Raw genomic sequence first — 14,735 nt, 5'->3', positions numbered from 1 at the left:
AACTTTGTTGCCGGTCATACCGAACTTTCGACATCGAGAACGAACTCGAATTTGCAGTCTCCCAAGTGACGACCCGCGGGTGATGACAAGTGCTACCGCTGACAGGCATGAACCCCATCATTCGGGATAGTGTCGCTGGAACACTTAAGCCGACAACGAAAGCCGATTCTTCCAATTTTGATACCTGTGCGTAGGGGGGAATAGCACCTGAAACATCGTTCTTCCCCCCAGATCGAACTTGCGCCATTCACCCATGGATTCGAACCTGAAAAATATGTCGATGAAATACTGCCACAAGAATAGACTTCAACGATTTAACCATAGATGGTCTTGGCAATCCGGCATTATGAAACCCCTTTATAAATCTCTATAGAATACGAATTCATTCAAAATAATGTTGCACCGGCGTAATAGGATCATAGCGCATGGGGATAATACATTCGTATTTGTACCTAGCGGTCTAATTCTGACATTTGCATGTTGTGCATGATGTTAAATACGTTGCCTGAAACCTTTGACGCTCCACCCGGACTGCAACATTTTGCATGGCCAATTACTCGCAGCGAGCGCCGAGCCTTTAAATTCATCGAACACGCCATGGAACCGGCACGGGACGCCGCAAGGGATAGCCAACCCTAGGTAGCCATACATATTTATTCTCATCTGGACGCGTACTACACTGCTCAAAGTTGCCTCACCTGAGAGGCTCGTCGGACACACGTTGGAAATAATGGCAAATGCCATCTACCACATACTGGACAAGGCATGAATGATTTCCAGGCGGCACACCCGATCAAACCGCGAGAGTTATATCGTTTTAGGCGTGCAGCCCAAGATGTTCTGATGATAGCCCTTTATCGAAACAAGATGAATCCTGCAGTCCTTAAATCAATCGTTGCTGATGATGCTGTAAACGCCATTATCACCCTGCTCATCCACGCACAACAAACGGACCAGGGACAAAAGTCGGCGAGGAGGCAAGTCCGCCGCGCAAAGATGGCGCACGTCGCCCAGGCACGAGCCTCCCGTGTCTCCTCGGCCGCTGCCAAACTCAAACAAAACAACGTCGATGAAAAAGCAAATGAGGTCGAGCAAAGCGTGGAAACCTGCGCAACGTCGAAGTAACGGCGCTGGAATGCTATTACGGCTAAGCTGACGGGCGACCAGTATTCCTCAAGCAAATCCATTGCAGCAACATTCAACAAGCCCGAGTGGTCAATAACACGGTCATTGACGCCCAAGACCCACGCGATGGGTAAATCATTGTTGCAGCGATTCGTCAGGATTTTCAGCGAAAGGTCATGCTGGTTCCCCTCCAACACGCAATCCCTTCGACTGTATATCTGGTAAATGTGCAGTTCCATGAAGGTTTTGACATTTTACCATCCATACTGCTCATATAGCTCCCATGGACGGTTTGACCGTACAGTCAAAAATGCCGATGCGGGAGCTAGCATGGACCTTGATTTGGACAATGGATCGACGAGGAAAGCAGCCCCGCAGCCTGTGACACCCAGCGGCACGAAAGCTTCCGCTATCGGAACGCTGGGTAATCTTCTTGGTCGTGCCGGAATCCGGATTAATGGCGACGCTCCATGGGATATTCAGATCAAGGATGAAAGAGCCCCTACCCGCATACTGGCTCAGGGCAGCTTGGGACTCGGTGAAAGCTACATGGATGGCTGGTGGGACTGCGCGTCGCTGGATATCTTCTTTGAACGGATATTTCAGGCCAATCTGACAGAGCATGTCACGGCAAAAGACATTGTGCAGACATTAAAGGCACGTTTGCTCAACCTGCAAAATAGCAGGCGGTCATGGCAGGTCGGCAAGGCACATTACGACGTTGGCAATGACCTCTTTTCTGCAATGCTCGATAGCCGCCTGACCTATTCCTGCGGATATTGGAGAGAGGCAGACAATCTCGAGGATGCGCAGGCAGCAAAGCTCGATCTCGTTTGCCGTAAGCTCGGCCTTCAACCTGGAATGCGGCTTCTGGACATTGGTTGCGGCTGGGGCAGCCTTATGCAATTTGCTTCAGAAAACTACGGCGTTTCCTGTGTTGGATTGACGATATCCAAGGAGCAGGCAGAGTTCGCGCGTCAAAAGCTAAGCGGACTGCCTGTGGAGTTTCGTCTGGCCGATTATCGCTCGTTCAATGTAGACGGTCAGGAGAAATTCGACCGTATCGCATCAATCGGCATGTTTGAGCATGTCGGCCACAAAAATTACGGCGCTTTTTTCGATACCAGCAAACGCAGTCTGGTCGCAGACGGATTGTTTCTGCTGCATACGATTGGAAGAAAACGCACCCGTAACGTCATAGACCCGTGGTTCGACCGCTATATTTTCCCCAACGGTGAACTGCCATCCCTGAATGAGATATCCACCAGTGTGGATGGCCGATTTGTCATCGAAGACGTTCATAATTTCGGCGCGGACTATGACAAGACATTAATGGCGTGGCATGCTCGATTTGAAGCGGCATGGCCGCAATTCGCGACAAAGTACGGCGAGCGGTTCTATCGGATGTGGCGATACTATCTCCTGTGCATGGCAGGATGTTTCCGGGCTCGCCAGATACAGCTTTGGCAAACGGTTCTCTCGCCATCGGGTGTTCCGGGGGGCCACCTCAGGCATTCCTGAGCTGCGATGTAAGCCGCATTGAAACGCGGGGCTGCCTTGAGAACGAGAGGGATAGCGATCTTGCCGTGAAGAGGCACCACGTCGGCTGGCAACTGACATGACTGAGTTTCGCGCCGAGGTTGGCTTTGTCCTCCGGTCCTCCGGTCCTCCGGTCCTCCGGTCCTTCGACCTCTACCCGCACAAGATAGCTTTGGCGAACGTCCTTCTATCGGCACGAATGCGAGAAATAATCAAATTCTGAACACGCTGCCGCATGACGACACGTTGCGTTCCGATTCTTATCAAATCGCAACGCGATAATTTGCATAGCTAATATGCAACTTTGTATGTTGCTCTAAATTTAAGCGATGCTATTTTGAGGATGTTAGGTTCTTTCCTCCCAGAAATCCTAACGCCGAATGCAGCAACCTCCTCCCGCGTTGGGCCTTTTTGCTTTGCCCCCCGCGTAATCGCGAAAAATCATTATATTGCATCGAAGTGGATGGTCGCAATCATCCATGTTTTGACGCTCTTTGTGTTTTCTCCCATGTTTCTACAACCTATGGTATAATCCGCGAGGTAACGGTTTCAAAAAGGAGAAACTTTATGCAACTGAGCGCACCTACGAAAATTGTGTTTATTATCGCGGTGATACTGGCTGTGTTATCGCTGCTTCCGGTGGTCGGAATCGCGGTGGGAGTTCTTGGCGCTTACAGCTATTGGTTGCTGCTTGTTGCTTTTATCGTACTTGCAGCCGGTAGCCTGTTTAAAGGCGTTTAAAACCAGCGAACTGTTCGCCCAATCGCCACCCGGCGATAAACGCCATCTGCCATCTCACGAGCCACAACTCGTGGGTTGAGTACTATTCTGCGTCCACATCAGCAATGCGGTTCGGAATGCTGGCATACATTCCAGTTGTGCGGAACTCGGTTGGGCTTGCCCCATATATCCGCCTGAACACCTTTGAAAAATAATTGGCATCGTCAAAACCGGTCATGATCGCAACCTCCTTAACCGGCAGGAAGGCTGCGTTTGTCAGAAGCTTAGTTGCGCGCTGCATGCGCTTCTGCAGGACAAATTCCGCCGGTGGTAGACCTTCACACTCGGCAAAGACGCGCGAGAAATGCGCACGGCTGAGGCCAGAAACATTTGCCAGTTCTTCAACGGGAAGTGGTTTATCGAGATTGGCACTGATGTGATCAATGACCGGCTGCATGACCGTCTTCTCATGCTGATCAACCGGGTGCGAGCCGAACACGCCATCGTAAAGTGCCATGGCTGCTTCATAGGCAATGGCGGACGCGCGGCCCGCTGTTTCCGCATCCATGATCAGGCGCATGCTGCAATCGGCAAGATGCTCGATCGTCTCACTTGGCAGCTTCAAAACTGGTCCCTGAGCCGCAAGAATCGAGCGATGAATGCGCAATGCTTCCTCACCATTCATCGAAATCCAGAAATACTCCCAGTGATCGCCCTTCTCCAGCCAATAGCGGTGGTTGTGTGGCACAAGTACGAGCAGAGTTTCACCCTCCCGCACCTTATAGTTCCGGTTTTCATAACGCAGCGTACCCGTTCCGCTGATCGTATGTTGCAGGACAGTAAAGGGGGTTTGTCCCCGCTTGCGGCCATCCCAATCATAGGTTTCATTGCGGCGCACTTCATAACCGGTGCTGGTTGGCATGGTGTGAAGCGTGTGGCGCCCCCGCGGCAGGGAAACCGTCTTCATGGTATGCCCGGTATCGATCAGTTTGCGCAGCACAAAATTACCCTCAAAAGCATAATCCCTCTCTAGTCGCTCCCATGAATATACGCATAATGCTGGGTAAGAACAGCAGATGAACTGTTTGCGACCAATGTTGAAAGAGGGAAAGACAGGAAAAAACTGATCTTTGGAGCCCACTTGAAAACCGGGCTCCGCCGTATTGTTCTTATCCGTTCCGAATGATCGAGGTCGACATGAGCAGTTTCAAAATCGCTATCATTGGCGCTGGCAGCGTGGGTTTTACAAAAAAGCTCTTCACCGACATTCTCTGCGTGCCGGAGTTCAAGGATATTGAATTCGCGCTTACTGACATCAGCGAACATAACCTCAAGATGATCAAGGCAATTCTGGATCGTGTTGTTGAGGCCAATAATCTTCCGACGCGCGTTACCGCCACGACAGACCGGCGCAAGGCCATCGACGGCGCTCGCTATATTATAAGCTGTGTACGTGTCGGTGGACTTGAGGCCTATGCGGACGATATCCGCATTCCCTTGAAATATGGCATAGACCAGTGTGTGGGCGATACAATCTGCGCCGGTGGTATCCTCTATGGACAGCGCAACATTCCTGTCATTCTCGATTTCTGCAAGGACATCCGTGAGCTTGCTGAACCCGGTGCAAAGTTCCTGAACTATGCCAATCCCATGGCCATGAATACCTGGGCTGCTATCGAATATGGCAAGGTGGATACGATAGGGCTTTGCCATGGCGTCCAGCATGGCGCGGAACAGATCGCAGAAATTCTCGGTGCCAAATCCAAGGATGAACTTGACTACATCTGCTCGGGCATCAACCACCAGACATGGTTTGTCGATATCCGCCTGCGCGGCCGCAAGATTGGCAAGGATGAACTCATTGCCGCGTTCGAAGCCCACCCGGTTTTCTCACAACAGGAAAAGCTGCGCATTGATGTTCTCAAGCGTTTCGGCGTCTATTCCACCGAAAGCAACGGCCACCTCTCGGAATACCTGCCCTGGTATCGCAAGCGTCCTGATGAGATCGCCAAATGGATCGACATGTCCGACTGGATTCATGGTGAGACTGGCGGGTATCTGCGTTATTCGACGGAAACGCGGAACTGGTTTGAAACCGAGTTTCCGCAATTTCTGGAGGCCGCAGCTAAGCCTATCAATCCCACCCGCCGTTCCAATGAGCACGCCAGCCATATTCTTGAGGCACTGGAAACCGGGCGCGTCTATCGCGGCCATTTCAACACGCGCAATACCGGCATCATCACCAATCTGCCCGCCGATGCGATTATTGAATCGCCGGGGTTTGTCGACCGCTTTGGTATCAACATGGTTTCCGGCATCACATTGCCGGAGGCGTGTGCAGCCACATGCATTTCATCTATCAATGTGCAGCGCATGGCCGTCCATGCCGCAATCAGCGGCGATATCGATCTTTTGAAACTGGCCGTTCTGCACGATCCATTGGTCGGCGCGGTATGCACCCCGGAAGAGGTTTGGCAGATGGTCGATGAAATGATTGTCGCCCAAGCCCAATGGCTACCGCAATATGCCCATGCGATTGACGATGCGAAAGAGCGGTTGCGCCATAAGTCCGTAGCGACGCGCGAATGGAAGGGCGTCGCCAGCCGCTCAATACGCTCTATCGAAGAACTGAGAGCAGAAAAAGCATTGATGAAACAGGCCACGAATTAATTTTTTCCGGCCGCTTTCCCCTCTTGGAGGAGACGGGGTAGCGACATGAGCCGGGCCAGATGGAAGAGGGAGAGACGATGAGCCATTTTCGCTATTTGAGTACACTTGCCATAGGTGTTTCAATGCTGGCTTTTCCGGTATTGGCATCTGAGCCAACCGTTCCGCCGGAACCGCCGACTTTCAAAGCACAGGCAAAAATCTCATATGTCTCCAGAGATGCAATTCTCGAATTCAAAGCCCTGCCCGCTTATCATGAACCTGATTGGGTCACTGAAAAATTTGTAAAAGCTGGCAAGCTTCCAGCTGTTAAAGACCGGCTACCGAAGGAACCGCTTGTCTATAAGACAGGAAATATGCCCGATGGTATCGGTGTCTATGGTGATACATTGCGCCATGTCATTGGCGGACGGCCGGAGGGTTGGAACTATATCGGCGGCCAATCGCAAGGCTATGGCGGTATCGACATTGGCCTGTCTGAATGTCTGACCCGAACTGCACCGCTCTTTCAGGTTGAAGCAACGGATGTCGAGCCCTTGCCAAATCTGGCTAAGGGGTGGGAATGGTCAGCTGATGGCCACACCCTGACCATGCATCTCATTGAAGGTGCAAAATGGTCCGATGGCGCGCCGTTCGATGCGGATGATGTGATGTTCTATTGGGATGACAATGTCATTGATCCCAATGTTTCACCACTCAATGGTGCAACCCAGGAGACGTTCGGGATTGGCACAACGCTGAAGAAAATTGATGCCTATACCGTCGAATGGACATTCAAGAATGCTTTCCCGCGCCAGTATCTTTACGCCATGGCCTATGGAACATTCTGTCCGGGTCCAGCACATATCCTTAAGACGAAGCACCCAAAATACGCTGCAACAACCTATGATCAATACAAGAACGGTTTCCCGCCTGAATATATGAACATGCCGGTTATGGGGGCCTGGGTTCCAGTCGAGTACAGGCCTGACGATATTATCGTGCTTCGCCGCAACCCTTATTACTGGAAGGTGGACGAGGCTGGCAATCAGCTGCCCTATGTCAACGAGATGCATTATAAGCTCTCAACCTGGGCTGATCGCGATGTCCAGACGGTTGCGGGTTCAGCCGATTTTTCCAATCTCGAACAGCCGGAAAATTTCGTGGAGTCGCTGAAACGTGCCGCACAGGACAACGCCCCTGCCCGGCTTGCCTTCGGCCCACGTCTCATCGGCTACAATCTCGATATGAACTTTTCGGCCAATGGCTGGGGCGCACCCGATGCGCGCGGTCAAGCTGTTCGCGAACTCAATCGCAACGAGCACTTCCGCAAGGCTGTGACCATGGCGATAGACCGGAAGAAATTGGGCGAAGCGCTTGTCAAAGGCCCTTTCACCGCGATCTATCCCGGCGGGCTGTCATCGGCAACGAGCTTCTATGACAGGCAATCCACCGTCTATTATCCCTTTGATTTGGAAGGCGCAAAGGCAGAGCTGGCAAAGGCCGGTCTGAAGGACACCGACGGCAATGGCGTTGTCAACTTTCCGCCTGACAAAGCAGGTGGCAAGGATGTGGAAATCACCCTTCTGGTGAACAATGCCTACAACACCGACAAGAACCTTGCGGAAGGCGTGATCGGCCAGCTGCAAAAGCTTGGCCTGCGCGTCATTCTCAATGCCGTGGACGCCAACCAGCGCGATGCCGCCAATTTCGGTGGACGGTTCGACTGGATGATCTGGCGCAACAATTCGGAACTCGCCTCTGTCGTACAGAACACCGAACAATTGGCTCCGGTGGGCCCCCGCACCAGCTGGAACCATCGCGCTCCGGAAAATGGTCAACTGGATCTGATGCCCTTCGAAGAAGAGATGGTGAAGATCGTCAACAAGTTCATCTCAAGCCAGGATAACGCCGAACGAACCGAGCTGATGAAGCAGTACCAGAAAGTCTACACGACAAACGTGAACACGGTCGGATTAACGGAATTCGCCGGTGCTCTGGTTATCAACAAGCGCTTCTCCAACATTCCGTCCGGCGCGCCGATATTCATGTTCAACTGGGCCGAGGACGCCATCATCCGCGAGCGCGTGTTCGTCAAGGCGGACAAGCAGGGTGATTATGAACTGTACCCACAGCAATTACCCGGAAAGCCGGGCGGGCCCGGCCCGATGAACTGAGCCTCCCAAGGACTCTGGCCGACCGGTCGCACTGCGGTGCGGCCGGCTCATCAACCGAACAAGTCGATGGTGTGAATGTGTTCATACCTGTTTCGAAACCAACACAAGAGAAGTGAACCGGCCCATGTTACGATTCCTGCTTGTGCGTATCGCCTCTGCCATTCCGGTGCTGTTTGTGCTGAGCGTGGTTACCTTCGCCATTATTCAAGCGCCTCCCGGCGATTATTCCGATTACATCCGTTCGCAATTGATGAATCAGGGCGGAGCTTCCTTCGAAGCTGCGGACGCGCAAGCGCAGGCCTATCGTGTTGCCAATGGTCTCGACAAACCTCTGCCTGTTCAATACGTCAACTGGGTTATCGGCATGGTAACGCGTGGCGATTTTGGTCACAGCCTGTTCTATAATAAGCCGGTTGCCGACGTGGTCGGTGAACGATTACCACGAACTCTGTTGCTGGCACTGACCTGCCATATCCTCGCATCAATCATCGGTATCAGCTTTGGCATATTGGCCGCCACCCGGCAGTACTCATGGGTCGACAGCCTGCTCTCCGGCATATCATTCCTTGGCATGACCGTGCCGCGCTTCTTGATGGCGCTCATCATTGTCTACATCATGGTATTTCATTTCAACGTATCGGAGATCGGCAGTTTCAATTCACCGCGTTATGGTGGTGCGCCCTGGTCCTGGGACAAATTTGTCGATCTCGTCCGGCATGTCTGGCCCGTCGTCGCCATCGCTACATTTGGTGGCCTCGCCTACAATATGCGCGTGATGCGCGGCAACCTGCTCGACACGCTCAATGCCCAATATGTGGAAACAGCGCGCGCCAAAGGTCTGAGCGAGGGCGCTGTCATCATGCGCCATGCTGTACCCAATGCGCTCCACCCTTTGATCATGTATCAGGGTGTCGTGTTGCCCTATATGCTGACCGGAGAGATCGAAACTGCAATCATCTTTGCGCTGCCGACCGTCGGTCCCGCCATCGTCGGGTCCATGTGGGTTGGCGATGTCTACGTCACTGCAACCTTCATGCTGGTGCTTTCAGCTACATTGATTGTTGGCAACATCATCGCAGACCTTCTGCTTGCCCTTATCGACCCGCGTGTGCGGCAATATGGGGAGGTGAAGTGATGCATATACAGATTCAACAACCACCTCTGGTCATCGAAACAGTTAATAACAAACGCGGCAATGAACGCTATATCGCTCTTGTCTGGCGGCGTTTGAAACGCTCCTGGACTGGCATGATCGGCCTCGTTCTGGTCTGCCTGTTGCTTGTCATGGCCATCTTTGCAGGTTTCTTTGCGCCAGTTGATCCCATGCAGACAGACATTGGCTTCGCCCCCCCCGAAGCTATCCGTTTCTTTGACAAGGACGGTAATTTTTCTCTTCGCCCGCGTACCTACCCGATTGCCGAGACCGAAGAACTTGACCCGGTGACATTTCAACCTGTGGTCGGGCCAGACTATGACAACCCTCGCCTGCTGGGTTTCTTCGTTAAAGGCTTCGACTACAAGCTTCTTGGTATCATCCCGACGGACCGGCATTTCTTCGGTACGATTGATGGACAACCAGTGCATTTTCTCGGAACAGACAAGTTCGGACGCGATGTTCTCTCCCGGGCCATTTACGGTTCTCGTATCTCGTTGATGATTGCCTTGATTGTCGTATCCATCGTTACGGTGGTTGGCACCACGGTAGGTCTGGTCTCCGGCTATTTTGGTGGGAGATTTGACGCGTGGACACAACGCTTTGTCGAACTGGTGCTGGCATTTCCCCAGCTGCCACTCTATCTCGCGCTCAGCTCACTTATACCGGTGACGGCACCGACCAATATTTTCCTCGGCTTTGTCATCATCGTCATGTCGGCGCTTGGCTGGGCCCAAATGTCACGCGAAGTGCGCGGCAAGACGCTGGCGCTGGCGCGTATCGAATATGTGCGGGCCGCGTTGGCTGTGGGTGCATCGGATCGCCGCATCATTTTTCAACATATTTTTCCAAACGTCATGAGTCATGTGATCGTTGCCGTCACCATAGCAATTCCTCACATCGTCCTTTTGGAATCCTTTCTGGGTTTTCTTGGATTTGCCGTGAAACCCCCGCTCATCTCCTGGGGATTGATGTTGCAGGACACGGCAACCTACTCCGTCATTGGGTCCTACCCATGGATACTCACACCCGTTGCATTCGTGCTTGTCACCGTCTTTGCGTTCAACGCTCTTGGCGACGGTTTGCGCGATGCCGTTGACCCCTATTGAGGCTGGATGCAATGCCCATAAATGAAACAAGCACCATGGCACCCGAACAGCGGCTGGATAGCGCAGCACACCCGGAAAGCCCTGTTATTGACGCACGCAATGTTGCGGTCCGCTTCAAGGTAGAGGATGGCATGGTCGATGCCGTCAAGGATGTTTCCTTTCAGCTTTATCGCGGTGAAACCATTGCGATCGTCGGCGAATCCGGTTCCGGAAAATCCGTTACCGCACGCACTATCATGGGGCTTTTAACCAAGCGTGCTACGGTCTCCGATGGGGCGAAGATCATCTATGACGGCAAGGACATCCTGACATTCTCGAGCCACGCGCGGCGTGCGTTGCGCGGCAATCGCATGTCCATGATTTTTCAAGAGCCCATGAGTTCGCTCAATCCGATCTATACAATCGGCAGTCAGATCATCGAGGCCATTCGTGTACACCAGCGTATCAGCAGACGCGAAGCCCTAAAGCGTGCGCTTGACCTGCTGATCCAGGTGCAGATCCCTGACCCGGAATCCCGGCTCAACCAATATCCCCACCAACTCTCCGGTGGTCAACGCCAGCGCGTCATGATTGCCATGGCGCTTGCGAACAACCCTGATGTGTTGATCGCCGATGAGCCGACTACCGCGCTTGATGTCACGGTTCAGGCTCAAATCCTTAATCTCATCCGTGATCTGCAGAAGCGGCTGGGAATGGCTGTCATTCTCATCACCCATGACCTGACCGTTGTCCGCCAGTTTTCCGATTATGTCTACGTCATGCAGCATGGCGAGGTGAAGGAGCACAACACGACCGCGGCGCTTTTTGCGAACCCTCGTCATCCCTATACGTGCCATTTGCTCGGGTCTGAACCCAAGGGGGAAGCCAATCCAATGCCCGCAAATTGCGAAGCCATTCTGGAAGGCAAATCGGTACGGGTGACATACATGTTAAAACGCGGCGGTTTCTTCAAACCGCATCTGCACGAGCTTGTTGCTGCCGACAGTCTCAATCTGAAACTTCACAAGCATGAGACATTGGGTATCGTCGGTGAATCCGGCTCTGGCAAGACGACTTTTGGACAGGCGCTTGTCCGGCTCGTGCATACGGATAGTGGCGAGATTTACTTCGACCGGCAGCCAATTCACAACAAGTCCCGGGCCGAAATGCGGCCTCTGCGCGCGCGCATGCAGATCGTCTTTCAGGACCCGTTTTCCTCACTCAATCCACGCATGTCGATTGGGCAGATCATCGAGGAAGGGCTGATTATCAACCGGATCGGCGAGAACCGGGCTGATCGTCTCAACCGTGTGCAGGAAGCCCTGAAATGCGCGGGGATGCCACACAATATCCTCTCCCGTTTCCCGCACGAGTTTTCCGGTGGCCAGCGCCAGCGCATAGCCATTGCGCGTGCGATAGCACTCGAACCGGAATTCATCCTTCTGGACGAACCAACATCGGCGCTTGATCTGTCGGTTCAGGCACAGATCATCAATCTGCTGCGCAAGCTGCAGGATGATTGCGGGCTGAGTTATCTGTTCATTTCTCACGATCTGAAAGTGGTCCGTGCCCTTTGCCACCGCGTTATGGTGATGCAGCACGGCAAGATCGTCGAAGAAGGCCCTGTCAACGACGTTTTATTCCATCCCAAGACCGCCTACACTGAACGGCTTGTCAAAGCCGCCTTCGAGGTAGCCGCATAATCCTCCCGGAGTTTGCCATGTCAAAACAACCCAAAGTTACCTTTATCGGAGCCGGTTCCACCGTCTTCATGAAAAATATCATCGGCGATATTCTGCAGCGCCCGGCACTATCGGGTGCGAAGATCGCGCTTATGGATATTAATCCGCAACGTCTGGCCGAGAGCGAAATCGTTGCCGGCAAACTGGCAAAAACACTCAACGCCAAGGCCGTCATCGAAACCCACACGGACCGTCGGCGCGCGCTTGAGAAAGCCGACTTTGTCGTGGTTGCTTTCCAGATCGGCGGGTATGAACCCTGCACCGTCACGGATTTCGAAGTTCCGAAAAAATATGGTCTTCGCCAGACTATTGCCGATACGCTTGGCGTTGGCGGGATCATGCGCGGACTGCGGACGGTTCCGCATCTTTGGAACATCTGCGAGGATATGCTCGCCGTCTGCCCGCAAGCCATTTTGCTTCAATACGTGAATCCCATGGCGATCAACACCTGGGCAATTGCCGAGAAATATCCGACAATTCGCCAGGTTGGCCTTTGCCATTCCGTGCAAGGCACCGCAGGCGAGCTTGCACGCGACCTTGATATTCCAATCGAGGAAATTCGCTATCGTGCTGCCGGTATCAATCATATGGCTTTTTACCTGCAATTCGAGCATCAGCAGCCCGATGGCAGCTATCGCAACCTCTATCCGGAGCTCGTTCGCGGTTATCGTGAAGGACGTTTTCCAAAGCCCAGCCATTGGAACCCGCGCTGTCCCAATAAGGTGCGCTACGAGATGCTGACCCGGCTTGGCTATTTCGTCACGGAAAGCTCCGAACATTTTGCGGAATACACACCCTATTTCATCAAGGAAGGACGCGACGATCTCATTGAGAAGTTCGGCATTCCGCTGGATGAGTACCCAAAGCGCTGTATCGAGCAGATCGAACGCTGGAAGGGTCAGGCAGAGACCTTTGCAAAAGCCGACAGGATCGAGGTGACCGAAAGCCGTGAATATGCGTCATCCATCATGAACTCCGTATGGACCGGCGAACCATCGGTCATTTACGGCAATGTGCGCAACAATGGCTGTATCACGTCACTGCCAGCCAATTGTGCTGCGGAAGTACCCTGCCTCGTTGATGCCTCAGGCATTCAACCGACCTATATAGGCGCTCTGCCACCGCAACTCACGGCGCTCATCCGCACCAATATCAATGTACAGGAATTGACCGTTCAGGCGCTGATGACCGAGAACCGCGACCATATCTACCACGCGGCCATGATGGACCCGCATACGGCGGCGGAGCTTGATCTCGATCAGATTTGGTCGCTTGTGGACGATCTTCTTACCGCGCACGGCGATTGGCTCCCCGTATGGGCCCGTGGTCCCCGCAAGGTACAGGCTGCTTAGGCCGAGTGATTGTCTGCAGGATAGTTTTCGGCCCGATATCCTCAACTATCGGGCCGATTGGCAATCATCTCCAGATTAAAAGCCGTCCACGTCTATGACGGCTTGAGCAAATGCTGCTGGCGCTTCCTGCGGCAAATTATGCCCGATACCACCCTCGATAAGCCGATGCGCATATTTACCCGTAAACTTCTTGGCATAGGCGCTGCTGTCCGGATGCGCAGCGCCGTTGGCGTCGCCTTCCATGGTAATCGTGGGGACACTGATGAGCGGACCTTCGGCGAGGCGTTTCTCCAGATCATCATACTGCTTTTCACCTTCAGCAAGTCCGATCCGCCAGCGATAATTATGAATAACGACACTGACGTGGTCCGGATTGTCAAAAGCTTTGGCACTGCGCTCGAACGTGGCGTCATCAAAATCCCACTTGGGTGATGCGAGTTGCCAGATCAACTTGTTGAAATCGTGCCGATACATCTCGTACCCCGCCTGACCCCGTTCTGTTGCAAAATAGAACTGATACCACCATGCAAGCTCCGCTTTAGGTGGCAGAGGTGTTTTGTTGGCTTCGCGGCTGCCAATCAGATAGCCGCTTACGGAAACCATTGCCTTGCAACGCTCCGGCCACAGGGCTGCCAGAATATTGACCGTCCGTGCGCCCCAATCAAAACCGGCCATGATCGCCTTGTCTATTTTCAGCGCATCCATCAATGCGATGACATCGACGGCAACAACTGCTTGTTGACCATTGCGAGGCGTGCTGTCCGAAAGAAAACGCGTTGTGCCATAGCCGCGAAGATAGGGAACAATGACCCTGTAACCTGCCGATGCAAGCAACGGCGCGACATCGACAAAGCTATAAATGTCGTAGGGCCACCCGTGAAGACAGATGACGACTGGACCATCGGCAGGACCGGCCTCTGCATAACCAATATTGAGAACGCCGGCATTAATCTGCTTGAGCGGACCGAATGAAGTATTCGTGCCCGGTTTGATTACAGGCAGACCTCCTGGTTTGGATTTGTCAGTCTGCGCAGGTGCTGAGCCGATCATTCCGAGCTGAGCGACTGCAAGTGCTGCCGCGGCAGTTCCGAACAAGCGGCGGCGAGCATGATTGATTGCTTCTGTCATTGTCTTCTTCCTCAGAAATATGAAGTGGATTACGAATTTTATTGCATGACCGGCCGACTTTGACC

At 53.1% G+C, this 14,735-nt stretch carries 11 protein-coding genes; 9 read left to right on the top strand and 2 right to left on the bottom strand.

Annotation, left to right across the window (positions count from 1 at the left end):
* Window positions 1-765: 765 nt before the first annotated feature.
* From FHW17_RS20730 to FHW17_RS20720, 3 genes are all read left to right on the top strand, one after another.
* Window positions 766-1,125, top strand: a complete 360-nt coding sequence (locus FHW17_RS20730; RefSeq protein WP_182510717.1) for a hypothetical protein — start codon at window positions 766-768, stop codon at window positions 1,123-1,125.
* Between the two features lie 330 nt (window positions 1,126-1,455).
* On the top strand, window positions 1,456-2,646 hold the full coding sequence (gene cfa / locus FHW17_RS20725; RefSeq protein ID WP_182510716.1) for a cyclopropane fatty acyl phospholipid synthase: 1,191 nt from the start codon (window positions 1,456-1,458) through the stop codon (window positions 2,644-2,646).
* A 585-nt stretch (window positions 2,647-3,231) separates the two neighbouring features.
* Window positions 3,232-3,405: a hypothetical protein gene (locus FHW17_RS20720; RefSeq protein WP_091881418.1), complete on the top strand. Its 174-nt coding sequence runs from the start codon at window positions 3,232-3,234 to the stop codon at window positions 3,403-3,405.
* 82 nt (window positions 3,406-3,487) lie between these two features.
* Here the strand turns inward: FHW17_RS20720 and FHW17_RS20715 are convergent, their stop codons facing one another.
* Complete coding sequence (locus tag FHW17_RS20715; protein ID WP_112522384.1) at window positions 3,488-4,351, bottom strand: AraC family transcriptional regulator; 864 nt, start codon at window positions 4,349-4,351, stop codon at window positions 3,488-3,490.
* Between the two features lie 230 nt (window positions 4,352-4,581).
* Between FHW17_RS20715 and FHW17_RS20710 the strand changes: the two genes are divergently transcribed.
* From FHW17_RS20710 to FHW17_RS20685, 6 genes are all read left to right on the top strand, one after another.
* On the top strand, window positions 4,582-6,054 hold the full coding sequence (locus tag FHW17_RS20710) for an alpha-glucosidase/alpha-galactosidase (RefSeq protein WP_112522383.1): 1,473 nt from the start codon (window positions 4,582-4,584) through the stop codon (window positions 6,052-6,054).
* Between the two features lie 77 nt (window positions 6,055-6,131).
* Window positions 6,132-8,207 carry an ABC transporter substrate-binding protein gene (locus tag FHW17_RS20705; RefSeq protein ID WP_112522301.1) on the top strand — a complete coding sequence of 692 codons (2,076 nt, stop codon included), beginning with the start codon at window positions 6,132-6,134 and terminating at the stop codon, window positions 8,205-8,207.
* 124 nt (window positions 8,208-8,331) lie between these two features.
* Window positions 8,332-9,342, top strand: coding sequence for an ABC transporter permease (locus FHW17_RS20700; protein WP_112522300.1), 1,011 nt, complete (start codon window positions 8,332-8,334; stop codon window positions 9,340-9,342).
* A complete protein-coding gene (locus FHW17_RS20695; RefSeq protein ID WP_112522299.1) occupies window positions 9,342-10,469 on the top strand; it encodes an ABC transporter permease in 1,128 nt (375 codons plus the stop codon). The genes FHW17_RS20700 and FHW17_RS20695 overlap by 1 nt, the downstream gene beginning before the upstream one ends.
* A 35-nt stretch (window positions 10,470-10,504) precedes the next feature.
* On the top strand, window positions 10,505-12,151 hold the full coding sequence (locus FHW17_RS20690) for an ABC transporter ATP-binding protein (RefSeq protein ID WP_246706956.1): 1,647 nt from the start codon (window positions 10,505-10,507) through the stop codon (window positions 12,149-12,151).
* A gap of 17 nt (window positions 12,152-12,168) precedes the next feature.
* Complete coding sequence (locus FHW17_RS20685) at window positions 12,169-13,542, top strand: alpha-glucosidase/alpha-galactosidase (protein WP_112522297.1); 1,374 nt, start codon at window positions 12,169-12,171, stop codon at window positions 13,540-13,542.
* 75 nt (window positions 13,543-13,617) lie between these two features.
* Here the strand turns inward: FHW17_RS20685 and FHW17_RS20680 are convergent, their stop codons facing one another.
* Entirely contained in the window at window positions 13,618-14,670 is a 1,053-nt protein-coding gene (locus FHW17_RS20680) for an alpha/beta hydrolase (RefSeq protein WP_112522296.1), read from the bottom strand.
* Window positions 14,671-14,735: the final 65 nt, after the last annotated feature.

The sequence above is a fragment of the Phyllobacterium sp. P30BS-XVII genome, from assembly GCF_014138335.1.
GTDB classification, from domain to species: domain Bacteria; phylum Pseudomonadota; class Alphaproteobacteria; order Rhizobiales; family Rhizobiaceae; genus Phyllobacterium; species Phyllobacterium meliloti.
Note: the sequence above shows the minus strand (reverse complement) of the source record. Positions and strands in the feature narration are given on the sequence as shown.

What these genes read in the sequence shown, in the direction of transcription:
- FHW17_RS20730 (WP_182510717.1), top strand. Translation starts at nt 766, where the DNA reads ATGAATGATTTCCAGGCGGCACACCCGATCAAACCGCGAGAGTTATAT.
- cfa (WP_182510716.1), top strand. Translation starts at nt 1,456, where the DNA reads ATGGACCTTGATTTGGACAATGGATCGACGAGGAAAGCAGCCCCGCAG.
- FHW17_RS20720 (WP_091881418.1), top strand. Translation starts at nt 3,232, where the DNA reads ATGCAACTGAGCGCACCTACGAAAATTGTGTTTATTATCGCGGTGATA.
- FHW17_RS20715 (WP_112522384.1), bottom strand. Translation starts at nt 4,351, where the DNA reads ATGAAGACGGTTTCCCTGCCGCGGGGGCGCCACACGCTTCACACCATG.
- FHW17_RS20710 (WP_112522383.1), top strand. Translation starts at nt 4,582, where the DNA reads ATGAGCAGTTTCAAAATCGCTATCATTGGCGCTGGCAGCGTGGGTTTT.
- FHW17_RS20705 (WP_112522301.1), top strand. Translation starts at nt 6,132, where the DNA reads ATGAGCCATTTTCGCTATTTGAGTACACTTGCCATAGGTGTTTCAATG.
- FHW17_RS20700 (WP_112522300.1), top strand. Translation starts at nt 8,332, where the DNA reads ATGTTACGATTCCTGCTTGTGCGTATCGCCTCTGCCATTCCGGTGCTG.
- FHW17_RS20695 (WP_112522299.1), top strand. Translation starts at nt 9,342, where the DNA reads ATGCATATACAGATTCAACAACCACCTCTGGTCATCGAAACAGTTAAT.
- FHW17_RS20690 (WP_246706956.1), top strand. Translation starts at nt 10,505, where the DNA reads ATGGCACCCGAACAGCGGCTGGATAGCGCAGCACACCCGGAAAGCCCT.
- FHW17_RS20685 (WP_112522297.1), top strand. Translation starts at nt 12,169, where the DNA reads ATGTCAAAACAACCCAAAGTTACCTTTATCGGAGCCGGTTCCACCGTC.
- FHW17_RS20680 (WP_112522296.1), bottom strand. Translation starts at nt 14,670, where the DNA reads ATGACAGAAGCAATCAATCATGCTCGCCGCCGCTTGTTCGGAACTGCC.